At 47.7% G+C, this 23,296-nt stretch carries 19 protein-coding genes; 11 read left to right on the top strand and 8 right to left on the bottom strand.

Translation table 11 applies throughout. The annotated features are described in order from the left end of the window. Positions 1–12: 12 nt before the first annotated feature. Complete coding sequence (gene alaS / locus B0G85_RS06390; RefSeq protein WP_100379629.1) at positions 13–2,637, top strand: alanine--tRNA ligase; 2,625 nt, start codon at positions 13–15, stop codon at positions 2,635–2,637. A gap of 8 nt (positions 2,638–2,645) precedes the next feature. Beyond that, complete coding sequence (locus B0G85_RS06385) at positions 2,646–2,873, top strand: sulfurtransferase TusA family protein (RefSeq protein WP_100379930.1); 228 nt, start codon at positions 2,646–2,648, stop codon at positions 2,871–2,873. 78 nt (positions 2,874–2,951) lie between these two features. On the opposite strand, the gene galU is transcribed toward B0G85_RS06385, so the two are convergent. Together galU and B0G85_RS06375 are read right to left on the bottom strand one after the other, a co-directional pair. Further along, positions 2,952–3,836, bottom strand: a complete 885-nt coding sequence (gene galU / locus B0G85_RS06380) for a UTP--glucose-1-phosphate uridylyltransferase GalU (RefSeq protein ID WP_100379628.1) — start codon at positions 3,834–3,836, stop codon at positions 2,952–2,954. Between the two features lie 15 nt (positions 3,837–3,851). Then, positions 3,852–6,755, bottom strand: coding sequence for a valine--tRNA ligase (locus tag B0G85_RS06375; RefSeq protein WP_100379929.1), 2,904 nt, complete (start codon positions 6,753–6,755; stop codon positions 3,852–3,854). A 24-nt stretch (positions 6,756–6,779) separates the two neighbouring features. On the opposite strand from B0G85_RS06375, the gene B0G85_RS06370 reads away from it, so the two are divergent. After that, complete coding sequence (locus tag B0G85_RS06370) at positions 6,780–9,164, top strand: UvrD-helicase domain-containing protein (protein WP_100379627.1); 2,385 nt, start codon at positions 6,780–6,782, stop codon at positions 9,162–9,164. Positions 9,165–9,196: 32 nt separating this feature from the next. Here the strand turns inward: B0G85_RS06370 and B0G85_RS06365 are convergent, their stop codons facing one another. The 3 genes from B0G85_RS06365 to B0G85_RS06355 are packed head-to-tail and all read right to left on the bottom strand — an operon-like array spanning position 9,197 to position 11,352. Beyond that, complete coding sequence (locus B0G85_RS06365) at positions 9,197–9,979, bottom strand: BPSS1780 family membrane protein (protein WP_100379626.1); 783 nt, start codon at positions 9,977–9,979, stop codon at positions 9,197–9,199. Beyond that, the gene (locus B0G85_RS06360) at positions 9,976–10,953 is read right to left on the bottom strand and encodes a homoserine kinase (RefSeq protein WP_100379625.1); all 978 of its coding nucleotides are present in this window, start codon (positions 10,951–10,953) and stop codon (positions 9,976–9,978) included. The genes B0G85_RS06365 and B0G85_RS06360 overlap by 4 nt, the downstream gene beginning before the upstream one ends. A gap of 27 nt (positions 10,954–10,980) precedes the next feature. Beyond that, positions 10,981–11,352, bottom strand: coding sequence for a hypothetical protein (locus B0G85_RS06355; protein WP_232725973.1), 372 nt, complete (start codon positions 11,350–11,352; stop codon positions 10,981–10,983). Positions 11,353–11,468: 116 nt separating this feature from the next. On the opposite strand from B0G85_RS06355, the gene polA reads away from it, so the two are divergent. The 3 genes from polA to B0G85_RS06340 are packed head-to-tail and all read left to right on the top strand — an operon-like array spanning position 11,469 to position 16,011. Then, positions 11,469–14,300 carry a DNA polymerase I gene (gene polA / locus B0G85_RS06350; protein ID WP_100379623.1) on the top strand — a complete coding sequence of 944 codons (2,832 nt, stop codon included), beginning with the start codon at positions 11,469–11,471 and terminating at the stop codon, positions 14,298–14,300. Positions 14,301–14,334: 34 nt separating this feature from the next. After that, complete coding sequence (locus B0G85_RS06345; protein WP_100379622.1) at positions 14,335–15,231, top strand: dienelactone hydrolase family protein; 897 nt, start codon at positions 14,335–14,337, stop codon at positions 15,229–15,231. 6 nt (positions 15,232–15,237) lie between these two features. After that, positions 15,238–16,011, top strand: a complete 774-nt coding sequence (locus tag B0G85_RS06340) for a ZIP family metal transporter (RefSeq protein WP_100379621.1) — start codon at positions 15,238–15,240, stop codon at positions 16,009–16,011. On the opposite strand, the gene B0G85_RS06335 is transcribed toward B0G85_RS06340, so the two are convergent. Both B0G85_RS06335 and B0G85_RS06330 read right to left on the bottom strand, forming a co-directional pair. Then, complete coding sequence (locus B0G85_RS06335; protein ID WP_100379620.1) at positions 16,008–16,838, bottom strand: sulfurtransferase; 831 nt, start codon at positions 16,836–16,838, stop codon at positions 16,008–16,010. The two genes, B0G85_RS06340 and B0G85_RS06335, sit on opposite strands and share 4 nt — an antisense overlap. 64 nt (positions 16,839–16,902) lie before the next feature. Beyond that, complete coding sequence (locus tag B0G85_RS06330; RefSeq protein ID WP_100379619.1) at positions 16,903–18,009, bottom strand: aromatic ring-hydroxylating oxygenase subunit alpha; 1,107 nt, start codon at positions 18,007–18,009, stop codon at positions 16,903–16,905. A 161-nt stretch (positions 18,010–18,170) separates the two neighbouring features. On the opposite strand from B0G85_RS06330, the gene xseB reads away from it, so the two are divergent. The 3 genes from xseB to dxs are packed head-to-tail and all read left to right on the top strand — an operon-like array spanning position 18,171 to position 21,282. Beyond that, positions 18,171–18,404, top strand: coding sequence for an exodeoxyribonuclease VII small subunit (gene xseB, locus B0G85_RS06325; protein ID WP_100379618.1), 234 nt, complete (start codon positions 18,171–18,173; stop codon positions 18,402–18,404). A 17-nt stretch (positions 18,405–18,421) separates the two neighbouring features. Continuing rightward, positions 18,422–19,336 (top strand): polyprenyl synthetase family protein, encoded by a 915-nt coding sequence (locus tag B0G85_RS06320; RefSeq protein ID WP_100379928.1) that lies wholly within the window; start codon positions 18,422–18,424, stop codon positions 19,334–19,336. 56 nt (positions 19,337–19,392) lie between these two features. Continuing rightward, on the top strand, positions 19,393–21,282 hold the full coding sequence (gene dxs / locus B0G85_RS06315) for a 1-deoxy-D-xylulose-5-phosphate synthase (RefSeq protein ID WP_100379617.1): 1,890 nt from the start codon (positions 19,393–19,395) through the stop codon (positions 21,280–21,282). Here the strand turns inward: dxs and tsaD are convergent. After that, on the bottom strand, positions 21,279–22,355 hold the full coding sequence (gene tsaD / locus B0G85_RS06310) for a tRNA (adenosine(37)-N6)-threonylcarbamoyltransferase complex transferase subunit TsaD (protein ID WP_100379616.1): 1,077 nt from the start codon (positions 22,353–22,355) through the stop codon (positions 21,279–21,281). The genes dxs and tsaD overlap by 4 nt on opposite strands. Positions 22,356–22,432: 77 nt before the next feature. On the opposite strand from tsaD, the gene rpsU reads away from it, so the two are divergent. Together rpsU and B0G85_RS06300 are read left to right on the top strand one after the other, a co-directional pair. Beyond that, entirely contained in the window at positions 22,433–22,645 is a 213-nt protein-coding gene (gene rpsU / locus B0G85_RS06305) for a 30S ribosomal protein S21 (protein WP_100379615.1), read from the top strand. A 154-nt stretch (positions 22,646–22,799) separates the two neighbouring features. Then, positions 22,800–23,246, top strand: coding sequence for a GatB/YqeY domain-containing protein (locus tag B0G85_RS06300; RefSeq protein ID WP_100379614.1), 447 nt, complete (start codon positions 22,800–22,802; stop codon positions 23,244–23,246). Positions 23,247–23,296 lie beyond the last annotated feature (50 nt).

Raw genomic sequence — 23,296 nt, 5'->3', positions numbered from 1 at the left:
ATAATTGACACTATGAAAGTCTCCCAAATTCGCCAGGCTTACCTGGACTACTTCGCCCAAAAAGGCCATCAAATTGTCCCTTCTAGCCCTGTAGTGCCTGGGGATGACCCCACACTACTGTTTACTAATGCGGGGATGAACCAATTTAAAGATGTATTTTTGGGTTTTGATAAGCGCTCTTATAGCCGTGCAACGAGTGCCCAGAAATGCATTCGGGCCGGTGGCAAGCACAACGACTTGGATAACGTGGGCTATACGGCACGTCACCATACCTTTTTTGAGATGCTGGGTAATTTCTCTTTCGGTGATTATTTCAAACAAGAGGCGATTGGTTTTGCTTGGGAATTGCTGACAGAGGTATTTAAGCTGCCAAAAGATAAGTTACTGGTGACTATTTATGCCGAGGACGACGAGGCGTTTGAGATTTGGAATAAACAGATTGGCGTTCCAGCCGAGCGCATTATTCGTATCGGCGACAACAAAGGCGGACGTTACGCTTCTGATAACTTTTGGATGATGGGCGATACCGGCCCATGCGGCCCCTGTACAGAGATCTTTTATGACCACGGTGAGCACATTGCCGGTGGTCCTCCGGGCAGTCCAGATGAGGATGGGGATCGTTATATTGAGATTTGGAATAATGTCTTCATGCAATTTAATCGCGATGAGGCTGGCAATATGCATCCGCTGCCTAAGCCAAGCGTTGATACAGGCATGGGCCTAGAGCGTATTGCAGCAGTGCTTCAGCAAGTACACTCAAACTACGAGATCGATCTTTTTGTTAATTTACTCAAAGCAGCCAAAGAGGCAGTGGATGGTGCCGGCGCCGAAAATTGTGATGCTACTAGCCCCTCTTTAAAGGTGATTGCGGATCATATTCGTGCTTGTAGTTTTATTGTGGTGGATGGCGTTATTCCTGGCAATGCGGGGCGCGGTTATGTTTTGCGTCGTATCGCACGCCGCGCAATTCGTCATGGTTATAAGCTAGGCGCACGCAAACCATTCTTCTATCAGCTTGTTCCTGCGCTCGTCAAAGAGATGGGTGAGGCCTACCCAGAACTACTGGCGGCTAAAGATAAAGTGAGTGAGGTCATTAAGCAGGAAGAGGAACGTTTCTTTCAGACTATTGCTAACGGCATGGAGATTCTAGAAGCCGCATTAGTGGGTGGCACCAAAACAGTGGACGGCGATACAGCATTTCGTTTGCATGACACTTTTGGCTTCCCTTTGGACTTGACGGCTGATGTTTGCCGCGAACGCAATGTGGCAGTTGATGCAGCAGGTTTTGAATCAGCAATGCAAAAGCAGCGTGATCAAGCCAGGGCATCGGGCAAATTCAAGGTGGCACAAGGGTTGGAGTATGCAGGCAAGCCAACGCAGTTTCATGGCTATGACACCTTAAACCATGAGGGTGCGATAGTGACCGCTCTTTACTTAGATGGCTCAACAGTGCAATCAGTCAAGGCTGGTGATGCAGTAGTTGTCGTTTTGGATAACACGCCTTTCTATGCCGAATCTGGTGGGCAGATTGGTGACCAAGGCGAACTGCGTAATGAAACAATGCGTTTTGCAGTAGCGGATACCTTTAAGATCCAGGCTGATGTCTTCGGCCACCAAGGCGAGATGCTTGAAGGCGAAATCAAAGTGGGTGATGTATTGGCTGCGTCAGTGAATGTAGAGCATAGAGCCGAAGTCATGCGTAATCACAGCGCAACCCATATATTGCATAAAGCTTTGCGTGAAATATTGGGCGATCATGTCCAGCAAAAAGGCTCTTTAGTAGACGCTAATAAAACCCGTTTTGACTTTACCCATAACGCGCCGATCAGCGCAACTGAGCTACGTCAAATTGAAAGTATTGTTAATACAGAAATCTTAGCAAATACGGCTACCTCTGGAAAAGTCATGTCTTTGGATGACGCACAAAAAACCGGTGCCATGATGTTATTTGGCGAAAAGTATGGCGACGAGGTTCGCGTATTAGAGATTGGCACCTCAAAAGAACTGTGTGGCGGTACTCACGTATCACGTACGGGTGATATTGGTAGTTTGAAAATTGTCTCTGAGGGTGGTGTTGCTGCAGGTATTCGTCGGGTAGAGGCAGTAACTGGAAAGCATGCCTTATCTTTCTTGCAAGCCATGGAAGATCAGATTGGGCAAGCAGCCGCGATCTTAAAAACACACCCGGCTGATTTAGTAAATCGCGTTACACAACTTCAAGAGAGTTTGCGTCAGGCTGAGCGTGAGTTAGATAAAGCTAACTCTAAGTTAGCCTCTAGCCAAGGCGATGAGTTAGCAACCCAAGCGGTGGATGTCAATGGCATTAAAGTATTGGCGGCTCGTATAAATGGCGCTGATGCTCAGGTGCTTCGGGAGACTATGGATGCCCTAAAGGCGAAGTTAAAAACGGCAGTGATCGTATTGGCCTCTGTGCAGGGCGATAAGGTGAGCTTAATTGCAGGCGTCACCGCAGATACGATCGCTAAAGTGAAGGCAGGCGATCTAGTGAACTTTGTTGCCCAACAGGTTGGCGGCAAAGGCGGCGGTAAGCCTGAAATGGCGATGGCCGGCGGTACTGAGCCTGGGCAATTAGGCCAAGCCTTAGCAAGTGTGAAAGATTGGGTGGCAGGTAAATGAGCGATGGGATTGAATTTGACCTTGAGGTCGATGCTGTTGGGATGAATTGTCCGCTTCCTATTTTGCGCACCAAAAAAGCATTAGCAACGATGCAGTCTGGCCAGATTTTAAGAATCAAGGCGACAGATGCCGGCGCAGCGCATGATTTTCCTGCATTCGCTAAGCAGACCGGCAACGAACTTCTTTCGAGCACCACTGAGGGGGATGTCTTGATTTTCCGAATGAAGAGAAGATAGCGACGCTTAAAATTGATCCCTCAAAAAACAGGAATGTCGCAATGCATTCCTGTTATGTTCTTAGGCTAGGCTAGTGCTTTACAACAAAGAGCGACCCTTTAGGTAAGCTGCAAAATCATCCTTAACCTCGGGATGGCGCAAAGCAAATTCAACGGAAGCCTTCAAATAGCCCAACTTACTGCCACAGTCATAACGTACGCCATCATACTCATAGGCAAATACAGGCTCTACTTTTAAAAGCGATGCAATGGCATCCGTTAGTTGAATTTCACCACCAGCACCTGGCTTGAGATTGCGTATGTGATTAAAAATATCAGACGAGAGAACGTAGCGACCAACTACTGCCAGGTTGGATGGTGCATCCTGAGGTTGTGGCTTTTCTACGATGCCATTGAGTCGATAAATACCTTCAGCAACTTCGGTGCCGGCAACAACACCATAGGAGCTACTTTTAGCAGGATCAATTTTTTCAACTGCAATAACAGAGCCATTTTGCGCATCAAAGACACTGAGCATTTGCTTTAGGACTGGCGGCTGACCATCTAATAAGTCATCCGCCAGAATGATGGCGAAGGGCTCATCGCGAACTAATTTTTCTGCGCACAATACCGCGTGACCCAAGCCTAAGGCTTCTGGTTGGCGAACATAGACGCAATCTACATGACTTGGTTTAACGCTACGCACGATTTCTAGGAGGGCTTGCTTATTTTTAGCTTCAAGCTCAGCTTCTAGCTCGTAAGCTTTGTCAAAGTGATCCTCAATAGCCCGCTTACTGCGACCCGTCACAAAAATCATTTCAGTAATGCCGGCGGCAATTGCTTCTTCAACGGCATACTGAATTAAGGGCTTATCTACAACATTGAGCATTTCCTTGGGACTCGCCTTAGTAGCGGGTAGGAATCGTGTTCCCAGGCCCGCAACCGGAAAGACAGCTTTAGTAACGACTTTAGTGTTGAGTGGCATCTGATTTCCGATCTTTTATTTGAGGCGCTCTAATTGTGCAACAAGCTTCTCATGATTTTGCTCAAAACCAGCTAAACGCTGTTTTTCTTGCGCTACTACCTCTTCAGGGGCTCGAGCCACAAAGCTTTCATTGGTTAATTTGCCGCGCGCTTTGGTGATTTCATTAGCCAGACGGTCAATCTCTTTGCTAAGTCGAATTTTCTCGGCTGCCACATCCACTTCAATTTTCAATAGGAGCTTCAGATTGCCTACTAAGGCCATTGGCGCATCTGGCGCATCTTTTTCTAAAGCAGATTCATCTTGATAAATTTTGACTTCAGACAGCTTAGCCAGAGCCATGATGTACGGGCTGGCGTGTTTTAAGAAGTCTTCGGGACCGCTAATCCATAGGGGAACCTTCAGTGCAGGAGAAACTTGCATCTCCCCACGTAAGTTTCTGCAGGCGTCCACAATCGCTTTAATTTGTACAACCCAAGCTTCGCTTTTCTCATCGATCTTGCTTGTTTGAGCGATAGGGTAGGGCTGCAGGGCAATGGTCTGCTTTTCTTGTTCCGCTAGTACCTTGCCAACCTTAGGTCCAACCGTTTGCCACAGTGTTTCGGTGATGAACGGAATTAAGGGATGCGCCATACGCAAGATTGTTTCTAAAACTCGAAGTAAGGTTCGGCGTGTGGCACGTTGTTGTGCTGGAGTGCCGGTCTGCAGCTGTACTTTGGCTAATTCTAAGTACCAGTCACAGTATTCATCCCAAACAAATTGATAAATACTGCCGGCGATATTATCAAAGCGGTAGCTTTGGAAGCCTTTGGCAACATCTGCCTCGGTTTTTTGGAGAATGGACACAATCCAGCGATCTGCTGGAGAAAAATCTAGCTGTCCCTCAGGACCACATTGCTCGTTACATGGCGCAAAGCCGTTATCTTCATCATTGCCGGGGCAATTCATTAAAACAAAGCGAGTGGCGTTCCAAAGTTTGTTGCAGAAGTTGCGATAACCTTCACACCGTTTCTGGTCAAAGTTAATATTGCGACCTAATGAGGCCAACGAAGCAAATGTAAAACGCAAGGCATCAGTACCAAATGCTGGAATGCCCTCCGGAAACTCTTTTTTAGTTTTCTTACTAATGCTTTCTGCCTGCTTGGGATTCATTAAGCCTGTAGTACGTTTGCTGACAAGCTCTTCAATAGTGATGCCATCAATTAAATCAATGGGGTCCAAGGTATTACCTTTGGACTTACTCATCTTTTGTCCTTCGGCATCCCGTACTAAGCCATGAACATATACCGTATGAAACGGTACCTTGCCAGTAAAGTGGCAAGTCATCATGACCATGCGCGCGACCCAGAAAAAGATAATGTCAAAACCCGTTACCAGTACGGATGACGGTAGGAAGTGATTGAGGGCGGGCGTTTGCTCTGGCCAACCCAGTGAACTGAAGGGGACTAAGGCGGAACTAAACCAAGTATCCAAGACGTCTGGATCGCGATTGAGGGGGCCTGTATAGCCTGCTGAGATAGCCTTTGCTTTTGCTTCCTCTTCTGAGCGCCCTACAAAGATCTGACCATCATCACCATACCAAGCGGGAATTTGATGACCCCACCAGAGTTGACGAGAGATGCACCAATCTTGGATGTTTTCTAACCACTGGGTGTAAGTACTAATCCAATTCTCGGGAACGAGTTTGATATCACCCTTGGTCACAGCATCTAATGCGGCACCTGCGATTGACGAGCCTGGTTGATATTGATTGTCAGGGCTTGGCTTGGATACCGCAACAAACCACTGATCGGTCAGCATCGGCTCAATGATAGTTTGTGTGCGATCGCCGCGTGGCACCATCAGCTTATGGGGCTGTACTTTTTCTAGTAGTCCTGCCGCATCTAAATCAGCAACAATTTGTTTGCGAGCAGCAAAACGCTCCAGACCTTGATAGGTAACAGGGGCATTTTCATTAATTTTGGCATCTAAAGTCAGAATATTAATGAGCGGTAGTTGATGCCGTTGGCCAACCGCATAGTCATTGAAGTCATGGGCAGGAGTGACTTTAACCACGCCAGTTCCAAATGCTAAGTCAACATAATCATCGGCAATGATCGGAATCTCACGATTACACAGTGGTAGATGTACAGACTTTCCAATCAGATGTTTGTAGCGCTCATCTTCTGGATTGACCATCACTGCAACGTCACCTAGCAAGGTTTCTGGGCGAGTAGTCGCTACCGTTAAGTGACCCGAACCATCGGCTAGGGGGTAGCGGATGTGCCACATCGAGCCATCCTCTTCTTCGCTCACAACCTCGAGGTCTGAAACGGCTGTACCCAGTACTGGATCCCAATTGACTAAACGCTTGCCGCGATAAATGAGCCCTTGCTCATGAAGACGAACAAAGACTTCTACAACAGCCTTAGACATCTTGCTATCCATCGTGAAATATTCTTTACCCCAGTCGATCGAGGCGCCCAGGCGACGGATCTGTCGGGTAATAGTGGAGCCAGAAGTCTCTTTCCATTCCCAAACTTTTTTCAGAAACTGTTCACGCCCTAAATCATGACGCGATATTTTTTGTGCGTCGAGCTGACGTTCAACAACGATTTGTGTGGCAATTCCGGCATGATCGGTGCCGGGCACCCATAAGGTGTTTTTGCCAGACATTCGCGCATGACGAACCAAGCCATCCATGATGGTTTGGTTAAAGGCATGACCCATGTGTAACGTGCCAGTGACATTAGGCGGTGGGAGTTGGATTGAAAAATCCTCCTTACCTTCTACCAGGGTGGCATCGGCAATACCTCTACTCTCCCATTCTGGACCCCAATAAGCTTCTATCGGGGCGGGTTCATAGGATTTAGCCAGCTCATCTGGTGCGCTGGCTGCAGAAACATTTGTTCCTGAATTGGGGGTATTAGAAGCATTTAGCATATGAGGCAAATTATAATTGGGACGATGCACTCAGACTTGCTCTTAAACCTCAACCCAGAACAGCGCGAAGCCGTCACGCTCCCGCCCGTAAACCCAAATGGCCAAGCCCAATCAGCCCTGATCTTGGCTGGTGCAGGAAGCGGAAAAACCCGCGTCCTCACTACCCGTATAGCTTGGCTCATCCAAACAGGCCAGGTTTCTCCTATTGGTGTCCTAGCGGTGACCTTCACAAATAAGGCAGCTAAAGAGATGATAGTGCGTTTAAGTGCCATGCTGCCAATTAATACGCGCGGCATGTGGATTGGCACTTTCCATGGTCTTTGCAACCGTTTATTGCGGGCACACCATAAAGATGCCGGTTTACCGTCCACTTTTCAGATTTTGGATACTCAAGATCAGTTGTCAGCCATAAAGCGTCTATTAAAGGGCTTAAAGGTCGATGATGAGAAATATCCTCCAAAGCAACTCCAATACTTCATTGCGCATGCCAAAGAGCGTGGGCAGCGTGCTCGTGAGCTTTCTGTCGGGGATGACTTTCAGGCCAAGATGGCGCAGCTATATGAAGCTTATGATGCCCAGTGTCAGCGTGAGGGCGTAGTGGACTTTGCAGAGCTGCTCTTGCGTAGCTATGAGTTACTTAAACACAATGAATCTATTCGTACACATTATCAAGAACGCTTTCGTCATATTTTGATTGATGAGTTTCAAGATACCAATGCATTGCAGTACGCTTGGCTTAAATTATTATCCGGTCATGAAGCCGGACAGGTGAATGTGAGTAGTGCCGGTAGTAGCGCTGTCTTTGCCGTAGGTGATGATGATCAAAGTATTTATGCTTTCCGTGGTGCTGATGTGGAAAACATGCGCCTTTATGAAAATCAATACCATCCGATGATGGTAAAGCTTGAGCAAAACTATCGCTCCCATGGCCACATTTTAGATACAGCCAATTTCCTAATTTCAAATAATACTGACCGTCTGGGTAAAAATTTACGTACCGATGCCGGCCATGGAGAGCCGGTTCGTATTTACGATGCGCCAAGCGATCATGCGGAGGCTGCCTGGCTTGTTGATGAAATCAAAGCCTTAGTTAGTAGCGGCATCAAGCGCACTGAAATTGCACTCCTTTATAGAAGTAATGCGCAGTCGCGCATCATCGAGCATGCCTTATTTTCTGCGGCGATTCCTTATCGTGTGTATGGTGGCCTGCGCTTCTTTGAGCGCGCAGAGATTAAACATGCATTAGCTTATATGCGTCTTCTAGAGAACCCAAATGACGATACTTCGTTTTCGCGTGTAGTGAACTTTCCAACGCGGGGTATCGGGGCTCGATCAATTGAGGCCGTTCAGGATGCAGCGCGTGTGCAGCAGTGCTCTCTATATTTGGCGGCATCTACTTTGGATGGTAAATCCGGCGCCTCCCTCAGTGGGTTTGTGCGCCTAGTAGATCACATGCGTGAAGCCACTCGTCACAACACCTTACCCGAGACGGTAGAGTTTGTGATTCAAAATAGCGGGTTAATTCAGCATTATCTTTCAGAGCGTGAAGGTCAAGATCGTGTCGAGAATCTGCAAGAATTAATTAATGCGGCAACGGCATTTATTGCAGAAGAAGGTTATGGCCAAGATGCCGCCGCAGCGCTGTTGCCCGGCGAAGGTGCGCCTGGGGTAGTTGCAGTATCGCCATTAGCAGCCTTTTTATCCCATGCTTCCTTAGAGGCGGGCGATAACCAGGCTCAAGCTGGCCAAGATGCAGTGCAGTTAATGACAGTCCATTCCGCAAAAGGCCTGGAATTTACAGCGGTCTTTATTACCGGTCTGGAAGAGGGCTTGTTTCCGCATGAAAATAGCGTCAATGAGCAAAATGGTTTGGAGGAAGAGCGTCGCTTAATGTACGTAGCGATTACCCGGGCTAAAGAACGCTTATATCTTTCGCATACCCAGTCCAGAATGCTGCATGGCCAAGTGCGCTACAACATGCCGTCACGTTTTTTAGAGGAGTTGCCATCAGATTCACTGAAGTGGCTTACTCCTAAAGCAAAAGAAGCGCGTTGGGGCGGTAGTAGTAGTGGCGGTGGCCGAACAGGGTCTGCTTGGCAAGATGGCTATACCCGTCAGCGTGATTCCGAGACGAACGACTTTTTTGACTCTGGGCGCGAGAATAGACAGCCAGCAAAACAGATTGGCAGAGTCGGTTCAGCCTCGACAACGGTCAAAAGAATGGCATCACCGCCGCGCGGAAACTATCCCTTCACAATCGGTCAGAATGTGTTTCATACAAAGTTTGGTGAAGGACGGGTGACCGGTCTGGAAGGTAATGATGCCGATGCCCGAGCTCAGGTGAGCTTTAAGCGCAACGGTGTTAAGTGGCTACAGCTCAGTATTGCCAAGCTTACTGCAATCGAATGAGATGGGCGAACGAGAGGGGCTCTAGCCTGAACCTAGGCAATCAATACAGCAGATTCTTTTTCAGCAAAGCAGGCCTTCCATGTGGCAAAGAAAGAGCAGTGCATTACTGTTAATCCTGCCATCGAGATTGGGGCAACGATGAATGAGGCTGCTTGACCTATGTCTAGACTATCTAAAATTAAGCCAATCGTTAAGGGAATAGCAATCAGCACTGCGCCCCAAATGGCAAGGTATAAAAAGAATGCCCCTCGGTTTGTCCAGCAAGCAATTACGCTAGAGAATAGGGCTTGTGGCACTGGCATATCTTCCCAAGCTACTAATACTGGTGAGAACCACATCAACATTGCTACGGGAACATAGAGTAGTCCACCGAAAAAGAGAATCAGATAAATCTGTCGCACCATCTCAGGTGTCATCGTCTTATCGCCAGTCATGAGGGGGATTAATAATTCAAAATCGACCAACAGGCTTAGGATGAAACTGAGGACAAGAATGAGCGCTGCGTATATCAGACCTAGTTGCAAAATGCGCTTACGTACGAGGGGTGTTGATCGCAGTGCCGACAAATAAACCGAAGGACGAATACGCTCTTTTTGAATAGCCAGACGACAAGCGGTCATAAAGCCTACGGATAAAGTCGGGGTTACCAATAAAACAGCAAACATTCCGATCACCGGTATGAGGACAGCTAACTGCGCCGCGAAAATATACATAAATACCAGCATCAGAAAGCCGATCGGATTTTGTTTAAAAAGCCAAATACCTTGGCGAATCCAGGTGTAGCCTTCTTTAGGGTGAACGGTATTGAGTTTCATAGTGTTTTGCGGCTGATGAGCATGTTTTCAAAATGACGTGGATCGTGGGGTGTAAGCATTTGGGCATCTCTGGGTAAATAAAAATCCCATAAACGAGAAATCCAGAATCGTAGTGCAGCAGCACGCAGCATTAAGGGCCAGCTTTGCTGCTCTTGCTTGGTTAATGGGCGAACCGATTGGTAGGCCTCCATCAGGGCATTGAGGTGGGTAGGGTTGAAATCCTGCTTGTTGTCCGCTAAGCACCAATCATTGGCGGTGACCGCTAAATCAAATAACCATTTATCGGTGCCTGCAAAATAAAAGTCAAAGAAACCTCCGAGCACATCTTGAGAAGTGTCACTTGCACCCTTCGAATCAAAGAGTACGTTATCCCTAAAAAGATCGCAATGGCTCGCACCCTGGGGAAGCTGAGCATAATTTGCACTGGAAAAGAAGTGCTCTTGAGCGGCTAGTTCCTTGGTGAGTAAGGTTTTTTGAGTATCACTTAAATGTGGAAGTATCTGTGGAATGGTGTGCTGCCACCAAGAGAGGCTACGTAGATTTTCTTGTGTGTGTATGAAGTCGGTGCCAGCTAAGTGCATCTTCGCTAACATCTCACCGACCATCGCACAATGCTTAAGCTGCGGCTCTAGCCTTGATAAACCCGGTAGCTTACTAACGATCGCTGCTGGTTTACCTTTTAATGAAAATAAAATCTGACCATGCTTGTCGACCAAGGGCTTTGGTACCGGAATACCTTTATCGGCCAAATGGCACATCAACTCTAAGTAGTAGGGTAATTGCGCTGCCGACAGTCTTTCAAAGATGGTTAAAACAAATTGCTGAGCTTTCCCATCAAGCTCAGTATCGAGAAAGAAGTTGGAGTTCTCAATTCCGCCTTGAATACCCCGAACATCAGTGACTTGCCCAATTTCAAAATCAGTGGCAATCCAGTCAGAAATATCACTCGGTTCTATGGGGGTGAATACGGCCATAACTTATGAGGAGGTAAAAGAGCAATATTAAAAAGGGATAGCGATGCTAGGCACGCTAATCAGGTCTGATTCTTTTGCAGGGCCAGGCATGACGGTAGCGGGGGGTGCCATTTCATAGGTGGTGAAGCGTGTTTTTACATCCACTTGGGTTGGTGCATTGGTATCTTTGTACTCAGTAATTTCAGTACCGCCAGCCTCTTTGTGTTGAAAGCTAGGTTTACGGCCTTCAGGGGCTGTGGTTGACTGAGATGCACTTGCTGGAGGGGCAAGAGGTTGGCTATTAATACGTTGAAGCTCAGACGGGCTTAAAGCCTGGCTATTGCTCTGTGCCTGGGCAGAATGGAGCCCAATAGTGCCAAAAGCCAATAAAAAGCCAGCTAAAACAAGAGCATGACTCATTGAGGATGTGATTAGGTGGGGTAAAGCGTGCATTATTTTTACCTTTTAAGGCCTATTTTTAGGTCTATTTCAGTTGAACTCGTGGATTAATAGTAACTAGATTGTACGATTGCGGTATGACTAAACATAGACTCTTGTTGGTAGACGGCTCTAGCTACCTATATCGCGCCTTTCATGCCATGCCGGACCTCCGAAATGGGGCTGGAGAACCCACTGGGGCAATTTATGGGGTGGTCAACATGATGCGTCGGGCCAGATCCGAGCTTCAGGCTGACCATATTGCCTGTGTTTTTGACGCTAAAGGTAAAACTTTCCGCGATGAAATGTACTCTGAGTACAAAGCGCATCGCTCACCAATGCCGGAGGACTTAGTCAAGCAGATAGAGCCGATTCATGCAATGGTGAAGGCTTTGGGTTGGCCAGTATTAATGGTTTCAGGAGTTGAGGCAGATGATGTCATTGGCACGCTCGCATGCCAAGCCACAGCAGCCGGATGGGAAACGATTATTTCTACAGGAGATAAAGACTTAGCGCAGCTAGTGAACGCGTCTGTCACGTTGATCAATACGATGACCGATGAAAGGCTCGATATCGAAGGAGTCATTGCTAAATTCGGCGTGCCACCAGAGCGCATCGTAGACTACCTTTCCATTATTGGTGATACGGTTGATAACGTTCCGGGAGTGCCAAAGGCGGGCCCTAAGACCGCCAATAAATGGTTAGCTGAATTTGGTGATTTAGATCAGCTGATGGCTAACGCCGATCAAATTAAAGGCGTTGTGGGTGAGAATTTACGCAATACTTTGCCGTGGTTGCCGCAAGCGCGCCAGCTCATTACCGTTAAAACCGATTGTGATTTGTCTGCCCATCTACCTTGCCTAGATGACTTGCACGCCAAGCCAGAAGATGCCACCCGGTTACGCGATCTGTTTGAACAATACGCTTTTAAAACTTGGTTGCGCGATGTGGAGAAACAGCTTGGTGGGGCTCCTGGATTGGAGGTTGGAGGAGGGTTTGATCTTGCGGGGAGCCCGATTAAGGCTACCCCTCATTTGAGCGATCAGGGCGCTAGTAAAAAATTGGGCGCCATTGCGCTAGCTCCAACTACAGCACTGTCTCAAGAGACCGCTGAGCTACAAGGTGCCATTGCAAAAGCATATGAGTGCGTAGTAGATGACGCCGCATTTGAGCGCTGGATGCGAAAGATTGAAGCCGCACAACTTACTGCAGTTGATACAGAGACCACCAGCTTAGATGCCCTTGCTGCAGAGTTAGTGGGTATTTCACTCTGCGTCACCCCTGGTGAGGCTTGCTATATTCCCGTAGCGCATCGAAATGGTGAAACTCAGCTCAAGCGCGAGGATGTTTTAGCTCGTATGAAACCCTGGCTTGAAAATGCTGCTGCTCTAAAGGTAGGTCAAAACCTGAAGTATGACGCGCATATTTTGGCCAACTATGGCATTACCTTGCAGGGTATTGAGTTTGATACTTTACTCGAATCCTATGTGCTTGAATCTCACATGCCACACAATATGGATAGCCTTGCAGATCGACATCTTGGCATGAAGACTGTTCGTTATGAAGAGGTTTGTGGTAAGGGTGTTCATCAAATTGGCTTTGACCAAGTTGACCTCAGTATTGCTACCAATTACGCCGCTGAAGATGCAGACATTACCTTGCGTCTGCATGCGACGTTGTGGCCGCAAATTCAAGCAAGTCCTGGCTTGCTGTATGTCTATCAACAGATTGAGATGCCAGCAATGCGCGTTTTAGGAATCATGGAGCGTAATGGGATTCGGATTAATACAGCGCTACTTTCAAAGCAGGGCCAGGAAGTTGGTAAACGGCTACTTGCCTTAGAGGGTGAAATTCATACATTGGCAGGGCAGCCCTTTAATATTCAATCTCCAAAACAAATTGCAGAAATTCTGTTTGGACAGCTAGCACTTCCAGTAATAAAGAAGACGCCATCTGGTGCCCCCTCAACAGACGAAGAAGTACTGCAAAAGTTAGCTGAAGACTACCCTCTACCGGCACGTATTTTGGACTACCGAAGCTTAGCCAAATTGATGTCTACGTATATTGAGAAACTGCCGCGCATGGTAGATCCTAAGACAGGGCGAGTGCATACCCATTTTTCACAAGCTACTGCCGTAACGGGACGCTTGGCTTCGAGCGAGCCTAATTTACAGAATATTCCTGTGCGCACAGAAGAGGGTCGGCGTATTCGTGAGGCTTTTATTCCGGCAGAGGGTTGTAAGTTACTGTCTGCAGATTATTCGCAAATTGAACTGCGCATCATGGCCCATATTGCCGAGGATGAAAATTTGCTAGCGGCTTTCGCTGCAGGTAGAGATGTTCACCAAGCAACTGCTGCAGAGATCTTTGGAGTTTCGTTAGAAGCAGTCACTTCAGAGCAGCGTCGTTATGCCAAGGTAATTAATTTTGGCCTGATTTATGGCATGAGCGCCTTTGGTTTGGCTGGTAATTTAGGGATTGAACGCTCTGCGGCACAAATTTACATTGCCAAATATTTTGACCGTTATCCGGGTGTAGCTCAATATATGGAGCGTACTCGTCAAGAGGCTAGAGAAAATGGGTATGTAGAGACTGTCTTTGGTCGGCGTCTGTGGTTGCCAGAAATTAAGGGCTCTAATGGACCGCGTCGCCAGGGTGCTGAGCGTGCGGCCATTAATGCGCCCATGCAAGGAACGGCCGCTGACCTGATTAAGTTAGCGATGGTTGCCGTGGAAAACTGGCTTGAAAAGGAGCAGCTCAAGACCCGCATGCTGTTGCAGGTTCATGATGAACTGGTATTTGACGTACCCCTGGATGAGCTCGAGCTCTTACAGGAAAAATTACCTGATCTGATGTGTAAAGTAGCTGATTTAAAGGTTCCTTTGGTAGTAGGTATTGGGATTGGCGATAATTGGGAAGAAGCGCATTAATTTATTTGGATCATTCATTAGGGGGCACAGAAATATGACTGCGAAAAAGAATCAAGATTTAACACCGGTATCGAGCCATAGAAGAGGCTTTATGAAGGCTTCAGCAGTGAGTGCTACCGCTATTGGAATTGGGTTTGTTACCGCGTCAGAGCCTGTTATGGCCGCTGCGATTGAGACTGACTTTAAGGGCATCAAAGCTGGTGAGCAGATGATTCCCATTGGTAGCTTTCAGTTACCCGCTTATGTTTCTCGTCCAGAGAAGTCTAAAGGGGCCCTACCGATTGTGATTGTAACGAGTGAAATTTTTGGTGTGCATGAGTACATTGCTGATGTCACCCGCCGTTTTGCCAAATTAGGCTACCTAGCGATTGCCCCAGAATTTTTTACTCGCGCGGGCGATCCTAATACATACGGAACGATTGCAGAAATTCAAAGTAACATCATCGCCAAGACTTCAGATACTCAAGTGTTAAATGACCTTCAGGCGGCCTTGGTGTGGGCTGGCAAGAATGGGGGCGATCTCAAAAAAGTCGGCGTGACGGGTTTTTGTTGGGGCGGTCGGATTACTTGGCTTGCGGCTACGCTTCCGCAAGTACGTGCGGGGGTAGCTTGGTATGGTCGTGTGATTGGTGAGAAAACAGAAAATAGTCCTCGTCATCCAGTCGACATTGCTGCAGAGTTAAAAGCCCCTGTTCTAGGTCTATATGGCGCAGCAGACACGGGTATTTCTTTGGAGAGTGTTGAGCAAATGCGCGCAGCCCTCGTAACAGCGGCAGCAAAAAATCCCGCAGCTAAAGCATCTCGTTTTGAGATTTATCCAGATGCACCTCATGCCTTTCATGCGGACTATCGTGCAACGTATCGCGAGGGCCCAGCAAAAGATGGTTGGGAAAAGTGCTTAGCTTGGTTTAAACAAAACGGAGTGGCATAAGCGTTTATGACAGTACTGCAAACCATATTGCTCGTGACTGCATTGGCAGGTACGGCTAGCGTCATGGTTGCCGCTAGTTTTTCGATGGCCTTCTTATCTAAGATGGTTCACAACATGGTGAGCGTCTCTGTAGGTATTTTATTGGCTACAGCTTTGCTCCATTCGCTTCCTGAAGCTTTCATGATGGAGGGGGTTAATCCACAATTGCTCTTTGCTACTTTGCTTGCTGGTTTATTAGGTTTTTTCTTCCTAGAAAAGATTTCCTTATTACGCCATAGCCATCACCATGAGGGCGATGGACATGATCATCACCATGGTCACGATGCTGAGGTTGCTGGGCGTAGTGGCTGGATGATTCTAGTCGGAGATGGCATTCATAACTTTGTGGATGGAGTGCTGATTGCCGCAGCATTTATGGCGGACTATCAAGTAGGTATTTTCACGGCCATCGCGATTATTGCCCATGAAATCCCCCAAGAGATTGGTGATTTTATAGTGTTATTAAATGCAGGATTTTCACGAACACGGGCTTTGCTCTACAACCTCATTTGCGGTCTAGCTGCGGTTGTTGGTGGTGTGCTGGCTTATTTCTTTTTAGAAAAAGCCCATGCTGCGATGCCTTACTTACTCGTGATTGCCTCGAGTAGCTTTATTTATATTGCGGTGAGCGATCTGATTCCGCAAATGCATCGCCGCCCTCACTGGCTGGAGTCATTACGGCAAACGGTTTTAATTGCGTGTGGCGTAGGGCTCGTTATTTTGCTGTCTGTATTGCACTAAAGTGCGATGGGCCGACTCGGATCTGCGCACCACTCACTCCAACTGCCTGCATATAAGCGAGAGCCTTTGAGGCCGGCAATCTCCATAGCCATTAAATTATGACAAGCGGTGACGCCAGAGCCACATTGGTGAATGACTTCAGCGGCTTTGGTTGTTCCCAGTAAGCCAACAAAATTCTGATAGAGCTGTTCGGGTGTTTTAAAACTTTTGCCAGATAGATTGCTTCTAAAGCAGTAGTTCAACGCGTTGGGTATATGGCCACCTACCGGATCTAGGGTTTCGTTTTGCCCCTGAAAGCGATCATTCGCACGCGCATCGATTACAGTATTTTTCTTCGTCTGAAGATTTTTCAGAACCGCATCGACTAAAATCAGGCCAACAAAAGGCATCACTGGGGCTGCCGTACTCGAAGGGCTTGGTTTACGGGGGATATTGCCAATGGGGCCATTCCAGGCATCGAGTCCACCATCGAGTACCTGTACTTTGGTATGGCCTGTTGCTTTGAGCATCCACCAGAGGCGGCTGGCATAGACCGAACCTTGATTGTCATAAGCGACTACTAGAGTGTTAGCGTCGATTCCTAAGCGGCTTTTGGTGAGGGCCCAAGCCTGGGGTGTGGGAAGGGGGTGGCGGCCGTTATTACCATTTTTATCACCCGAAAGATCTTCATCTAGATCGACATAAATCGCGCCGGGGATATGACCTTCTAAGTAAGCTTTTTGCCCGGTGGTTGGGTCTACTAAATCAAAACGGCAGTCGCAGAGTAAAACATTCTCTCCGCTATTGAGCGCTTCTTCTAATTGATTTGCAGTGATGAGTGGTGTCATGTAATACCTCTAAGGAGAAAAAATACACAAAGACGATGCAATAAAAAAGAAAAGGCTAGTTAAATTATGCGCCTTGAAAATTTAAAGCACGGCGATACCATTCATGAAAATGCTGCATGCCATCTTCCATGGGACTTTGGTAGGGACCTACTTCATTTTCGCCGCGCGCTAACAGGACTGCACGTCCTGCATCCATACGCTCTGCAATCTCATCATCCTCCAAGCAGGTTTCCATATAGGCGGCACGTTCAGCCTCAACAAACTCGCGCTCAAACAAGGCAATTTCTTCAGGGTAGTAGAACTCAACAATATTGCGTGTTTTATTGGGTCCTAGGGGATGTAGTGTTGAGACACACAGTACGCCTGGATACCATTCCACCATTACATTGGGGTAGTAGGTTAACCAGATCGCACCATGGCGAGGGGTTTTGCCTTCGTAATGGCGCAGCACGGCTTCATGCCATTTTTGATAGGTGGGTGAACCAGGCTTTTCTAAGTTTTTATGAATACCAACAGTTTGAACGCTGTGCCAGTCACCAAACTCCCAGTGCAGATCTTCGCAAGAAACAAACTTCCCCAGGCCCGCATGAAAGGGTTCAACGTGGTAGTCCTCGAGGTAGACCTCAATAAATGTCTTCCAGTTGTAGTTGCACTCATGCACTTCGACATGATCCAGAATGTAACCTTCAAACTGAAGATCTCCGGCAACTCCTAAATTAGCCAAATCAGAGCGCACATCGCGAGGGCCTTCAAATAAGAGGCCTTGCCAATTTTGCAAGGGGGACTTACCTAAATTAAGACAGGGCTTATCTTCAAAATGGGGTGCGCCCAATAGGCCGCCTTCTAAATCATAGGTCCAGCGATGTAATGGACAAACAATATTGTCTACTTTGCCCGATCCATTAAGCATCAAAGCTTGGCGATGGCGGCACACATTGGATAGCAATTCAATGCCCTGTTTGTTGCGAACGAGGAGGCGACCTTCGTTTTCTGAGGTGAGGGTTTGATAGGAGCCCACTTCAGGAATCATGAGTTCGTGACCTACATAGCCTGGCCCCTGCTTAAATAGCAATGCCATTTCACGCTGATAGAGATCAACGTCAAAATATGCCGAAACCGGCAGTTGTAGATTGGACGGCGCAAGTTGCTGCGCGGTAGCCAGATTAGTCATTCTCCCCACCCCCGAAAACGTCAGCCGAAGCTAAGCGGAATAACCAATCCAACCATCGACGGATCGATATTGGAAAGGAAGGGGTTGATTATACCCATCCGACCCCCTCTCGCTTTAATATAGAGGGCTATATTTGACAGACATTTGAAGGATCAAAGCGCATGCCAACTAAGAAATCTGAGGGTGAAAAGTCCTATCTTGAGGTTCAAATTGACCCCAAACTACGCTACGAGCACGCTGTAAAAGAGTTAGAAATGCTGATTTCTGACATGGAGTCTGGCAAATTTTCCCTAGAGGAGACGCTCTTGGCCTATCAACGGGGCGCTGCATTATTAAAGCATTGCCAAGGTATGCTGACACAAGTTGAGCAACAAGTTCGCGTGTTTGAAGCTTAAGAAGTATTGCGATCTTGATCAATCAACCCTTTCAATTTGAAGATTGGCTCCGCACTCGGGGGCTGAGGACGGAATCGGCCTTAGATGCCTTGCTCGATGGCGCCAATACGCATCCGCATCGCCTGCATCAAGCGATGCGTTATGCCGCCCAAGGTGGCGGTAAGCGCATCCGTCCATTATTGGTCTATGCGGCTGGAGAGTTGGGCACAGTGGGCGGTGAGTCTTTAGATGCCGCCTTAGATGCTGCTGCAGTAGCTATTGAGTGCATTCATGCGTATTCATTAGTGCACGATGATTTGCCCTGTATGGACGATGATGATTTGCGTCGGGGCCGACCAACCGTGCACAAAGCGTTTGATGAAGCGACTGCTTTGCTGGTGGGTGATGCTTTGCAAACGCGAGCCTTTGAAGTATTGGCCAATGCCAATACCAATGCCAATGGTGATGTACAGGTTCGCTTGAGCATGATTCGCTCCCTGGCTAGTGCATCCGGTTCACGCGGTATGGCGGGAGGTCAAGCGATTGATTTAGAGAGCGTGGGTAAAAAATTAGATTTAGCAGGCTTGAAACAAATGCATGCCATGAAAACAGGTGCTTTGTTGTCATGTGCAGTCAGTTTAGGGGGTATTGCTGCGCAACTGAGCTCAACCCAAATGCAACATTTAGCGACTTACTCTGAGGCCCTAGGGCTAGCGTTTCAGATTGTGGATGATATTTTGGATGCCACTGCCGATAGTCAAACATTGGGCAAGACGGCCGGTAAAGATGCGGCGAATGACAAGCCAACCTATGTGACCTTGATGGGTTTAGACTATGCACAGCAAGCTGCAAATGAATTACAAGAAATCGCTATAGTGAGCTTAGCTAGCTTTGGTGATGAAGCTCGGGCACTGAAAGCGTTGGCTGGGCTGGTGGTTAAAAGAGATAAATAGAGATAAATAGAGAAAAAAAGAAGCAAATAGAGGCAAACAAGATTACTAAAGATTTGATGACGTTAAATTCCATTCATTCCCCTGTCGACTTAAAAAAATTAGCGCGTGATCAGCTGCCTGCTTTGGCGGATGAGTTACGCCAGTTTGTAATAGATTCTGTTTCTAAAACTGGCGGACATTTGTCTTCGAATTTAGGAACAGTGGAGTTATCGATTGCCTTGCATTATGTGTTTGATACTCCGCGTGATCGCATTGTTTGGGATGTGGGGCATCAAAGTTACCCTCATAAAATTCTGACGGGTCGCCGTGATCGCATGCATACCTTGCGTCAGTTTGATGGACTCTCCGGTTTTCCACGTCGCTCTGAAAGTGAATACGATGCCTTTGGTACAGGGCACTCTTCCACGAGTATCTCTGCTGCCATGGGAATGGCGCGCGCGTTTCAGACTAAGGGCGAGAAGCAAGTAGCGGTTGCGGTGATTGGCGATAGCGCAATGACGGGTGGTATGGCATTTGAAGCGATGAATAACGCGGGTGTTTATGAAGACTTACCTTTGGTAGTCATTCTGAACGACAACGATATGTCGATTTCTCCAGCGGTGGGTGCACTCAATCGTCACCTGGCGAGATTACTCAGCGGTAATGTCTACTCGGCAACAAAGCGGGGTATCGATAGCGTTTTATCGATAGCACCGCCTTTACGTGAGTTTGCTAAACGCCTAGAAGATCATGCAAAAGGCATGGTTTCTCCATCGACCATTTTTCAAGAATTTGGCTTTAATTATTTTGGTCCGATTGATGGACATGATTTAGACGCCTTGATTCCGATGTTGCAGAACGTGCGTCGCCTGGCCCTAGAAGGCCGTGGACCACAGTTTTTACATGTAGTGACTCGTAAGGGTCAGGGCTATGAACTAGCCGAGGCTGACCCGGTTCTTTACCATGGGCCAAGTAAATTTAACCCAGAAGAGGGTGTAAAAAAATCAACCACGCCAGCATTAAAAACCTTTACACAAGTTTTTGGTGATTGGTTGTGCGATATGGCCAAGGCAGATCCATTGCTAGTAGGTATCACGCCAGCGATGCGCGAAGGTTCTGGTTTGGTCGAATTCGAAAAGCAATTTCCGGAGCGCTACTACGACGTAGGTATTGCTGAGCAACATGCCGTGACCTTTGCAGCCGGAATGGCTTGCGAGGGTATGAAGCCGGTTGTAGCGATTTACTCTACGTTCTTACAGCGCGCTTATGATCAGCTCATTCACGATGTGGCTATTCAAGATTTACCGGTCCTGTTTGCTTTGGATCGCGCGGGCTTAGTGGGTGCTGATGGTGCGACCCATGCTGGCGCATATGACATCCCGTTCTTGCGGTGTATTCCAAATATGCTAGTGATGACACCAGCAGACGAAGCAGAGTGCCGCAATTTATTAACGACTGCGTTTAAACAGCCGCATCCCAGTGCAGTGCGTTATCCGCGCGGCTCTGGTGTGGGCACAATTCCCTCGACAGAATTACCGGTAATTCCATTGGGTCAGGGCGAGCTACGCCGTCGATCTAATGCTATTACCGGTCAACGGGTAGCCATCTTGGCGTTTGGTACCTTGTTATATCCAGCGCTAGAGGTGGCCGAGCAAATCGATGCCACAGTAGCCAATATGCGTTTTGTCAAACCCTTGGATATCGAGTTACTCAAATCATTGGCGCAGGATCATGATTATTTTGTGACTATTGAGGATGGGGCCATTCAGGGTGGAGCAGGCAGCGCTTGCTTAGAAGCTTTTAGCGCAATGGGAATTTATAAGCCAGTATTGCAATTGGGGATTCCAGATGTCTTTGTTGAGCACGGTGACTACAGGCTTCTCATGAGTCAATGCGGCCTAGACTCCGCTGGGATTGCGAAGGCAATCACGCAGCGCTTTCCTGCTATTGCATTGACCGCCACCTAGCTTAAGTTGTTGCTAGCCAAATCCCAACGGGGTTTGATATCAAAAGCGCCGGATGTGGTGGAGCCATTATTGTTTTCTAGCATGCGCAAGGCACCGGCAAAAGCAATCATTACACCGTTATCGGTGCATAGCTCTACGGGTGGGTAGTGCACCTCAAAATGATTCTTTTTGCCGCTGATAGTTAAAGCGCTGCGTAATTGTTTGTTTGCTCCAACACCGCCAGCAAGTACTAGGTGTTTGCAGCCGGTTTGCTTGAGGGCCTTTTCTGATTTACTCACTAAAACTGCCACCAAAGAATCTACAAAACTTCTGGCTAGATCTGCATGAAAGCTTGCCAACGCAGATTGATCTGCTGCGCCACCGCTTGCTTCAAATTTCTTAACCTGTGTCAGGACGGCTGTCTTGAGCCCAGAAAAGGAAAAATCCAAATCTTTTGAGTGCAGCATCGGTTTGGGAAGTTCAAAACGTCCAGACTGCCCCTTTTCTGCTAGCGCAGAAATAGCGGCGCCGCCGGGGTAATCCAGACCGAGTAATTTGGCCGTTTTGTCGAACGCTTCTCCTGCTGCGTCATCTAAAGTTTCACCCAAAAGTTGGTATCTACCAACCCCGCTAACCAGCATCAACTGAGTGTGCCCCCCAGAAACCAATAAAGCAATGAAGGGAAATTGGGGTACGGATTCTCCCAGTAATGGAGACAGCAAGTGGCCCTCTAGATGGTGAATGCCAATAGTGGGCAGGCGCAGTCCTTGGGCTAATGACTTGGCAAAAGTACTTCCCACTAAGAGCGCGCCAGCCAATCCAGGACCTTGGGTATAGGCCACTGAATGAATTGCGCTCAACTGGCATTGGGCTTGCTTGAGTGTTTCTTCTAGCAAGGGCAAGACCCGTCGTATGTGGTCTCTGGAGGCCAGCTCAGGGACAACACCGCCATATTCGCGGTGCATGGCCATTTGCGTGTGTAGCGCTTGCCCTAGGATGCCCTGATGGGCTGGAGCGCCGTTTTCCCATGAAGTAGTGTCGTAGAGGGCTAAGCCCGTCTCATCGCACGAAGTTTCTATACCTAAAACAATCATTTTTTACTTTGTCGTGCTAGAATCCGTGATTCAGTTAATTTATCGATTTATTTCGAGCATATACGAGTTAAACAAGTATGACTACAGTCCGCCTCCGTGAAAACGAACCTTTTGAAGTGGCATTACGCCGTTTCAAGCGCACCATTGAAAAAAATGGCCTATTGACCGACTTGCGTGCCCGTGAGTTTTACGAGAAGCCAACGGCTGAGCGTAAGCGTAAGAAGGCTGCCGCTGCTAAGCGACACTACAAGCGTATTCGCAGTCAGATGTTGCCTAAAAAGCTGTTCTAAACGCATTTAAAAGCGCTCTTCACTGAGATGCTTTGAAGCCCGCTGACGGTGAAACGCAGCGGGTTTTTGCTTTTTAAGTTGTACTGCAAAAGCCAATTACTCAATGCACAATGATGATGTGCATACAGCGTTCAATTAATAGGGAGTCAATGCGATGGGCCTCAGAGATCAAGTTACTGAAGATATGAAGAATGCAATGCGTGCAAAAGAAACTGCACGACTTGGCACGATTCGTTTATTACTGTCTGCTATTAAGCAACGTGAAGTAGATGAGCGCATCGTAGTCGATGATGCTGGGGTGGTGTCCACAGTAGAGAAGATGATCAAGCAACGCAAAGACTCCATCTCTCAGTTTGAAAAAGCGGGGCGCGATGATCTAGTCGCGATTGAGGCTGCTGAAATGATTATTTTGCAAGCCTACTTACCAGCTCAGTTATCCGATGTAGAAGTCGAGGCAGCTGTAGCTGCTGCTGTGGCATCTACTGGCGCTACGGGCCCGCAAGATATGGGTAAAGTTATCGGCGTTCTGAAGCCTCAGCTCGCCGGTAAGGCGGATATGGGCAAAGTATCTGGTTTAGTAAAAGCAGCACTCGCTCAGTAAGCAGATCAGCAAGTAAATTAGTAAGCAGATAAGTAGATAGGCAGACTAAC

This window comes from Polynucleobacter brandtiae, assembly GCF_002797575.1.
Classification (GTDB): domain Bacteria; phylum Pseudomonadota; class Gammaproteobacteria; order Burkholderiales; family Burkholderiaceae; genus Polynucleobacter; species Polynucleobacter brandtiae.
The sequence above is the reverse complement of the archived record's forward strand: the minus strand, read 5'-3'. Positions and strand labels throughout refer to the sequence as shown.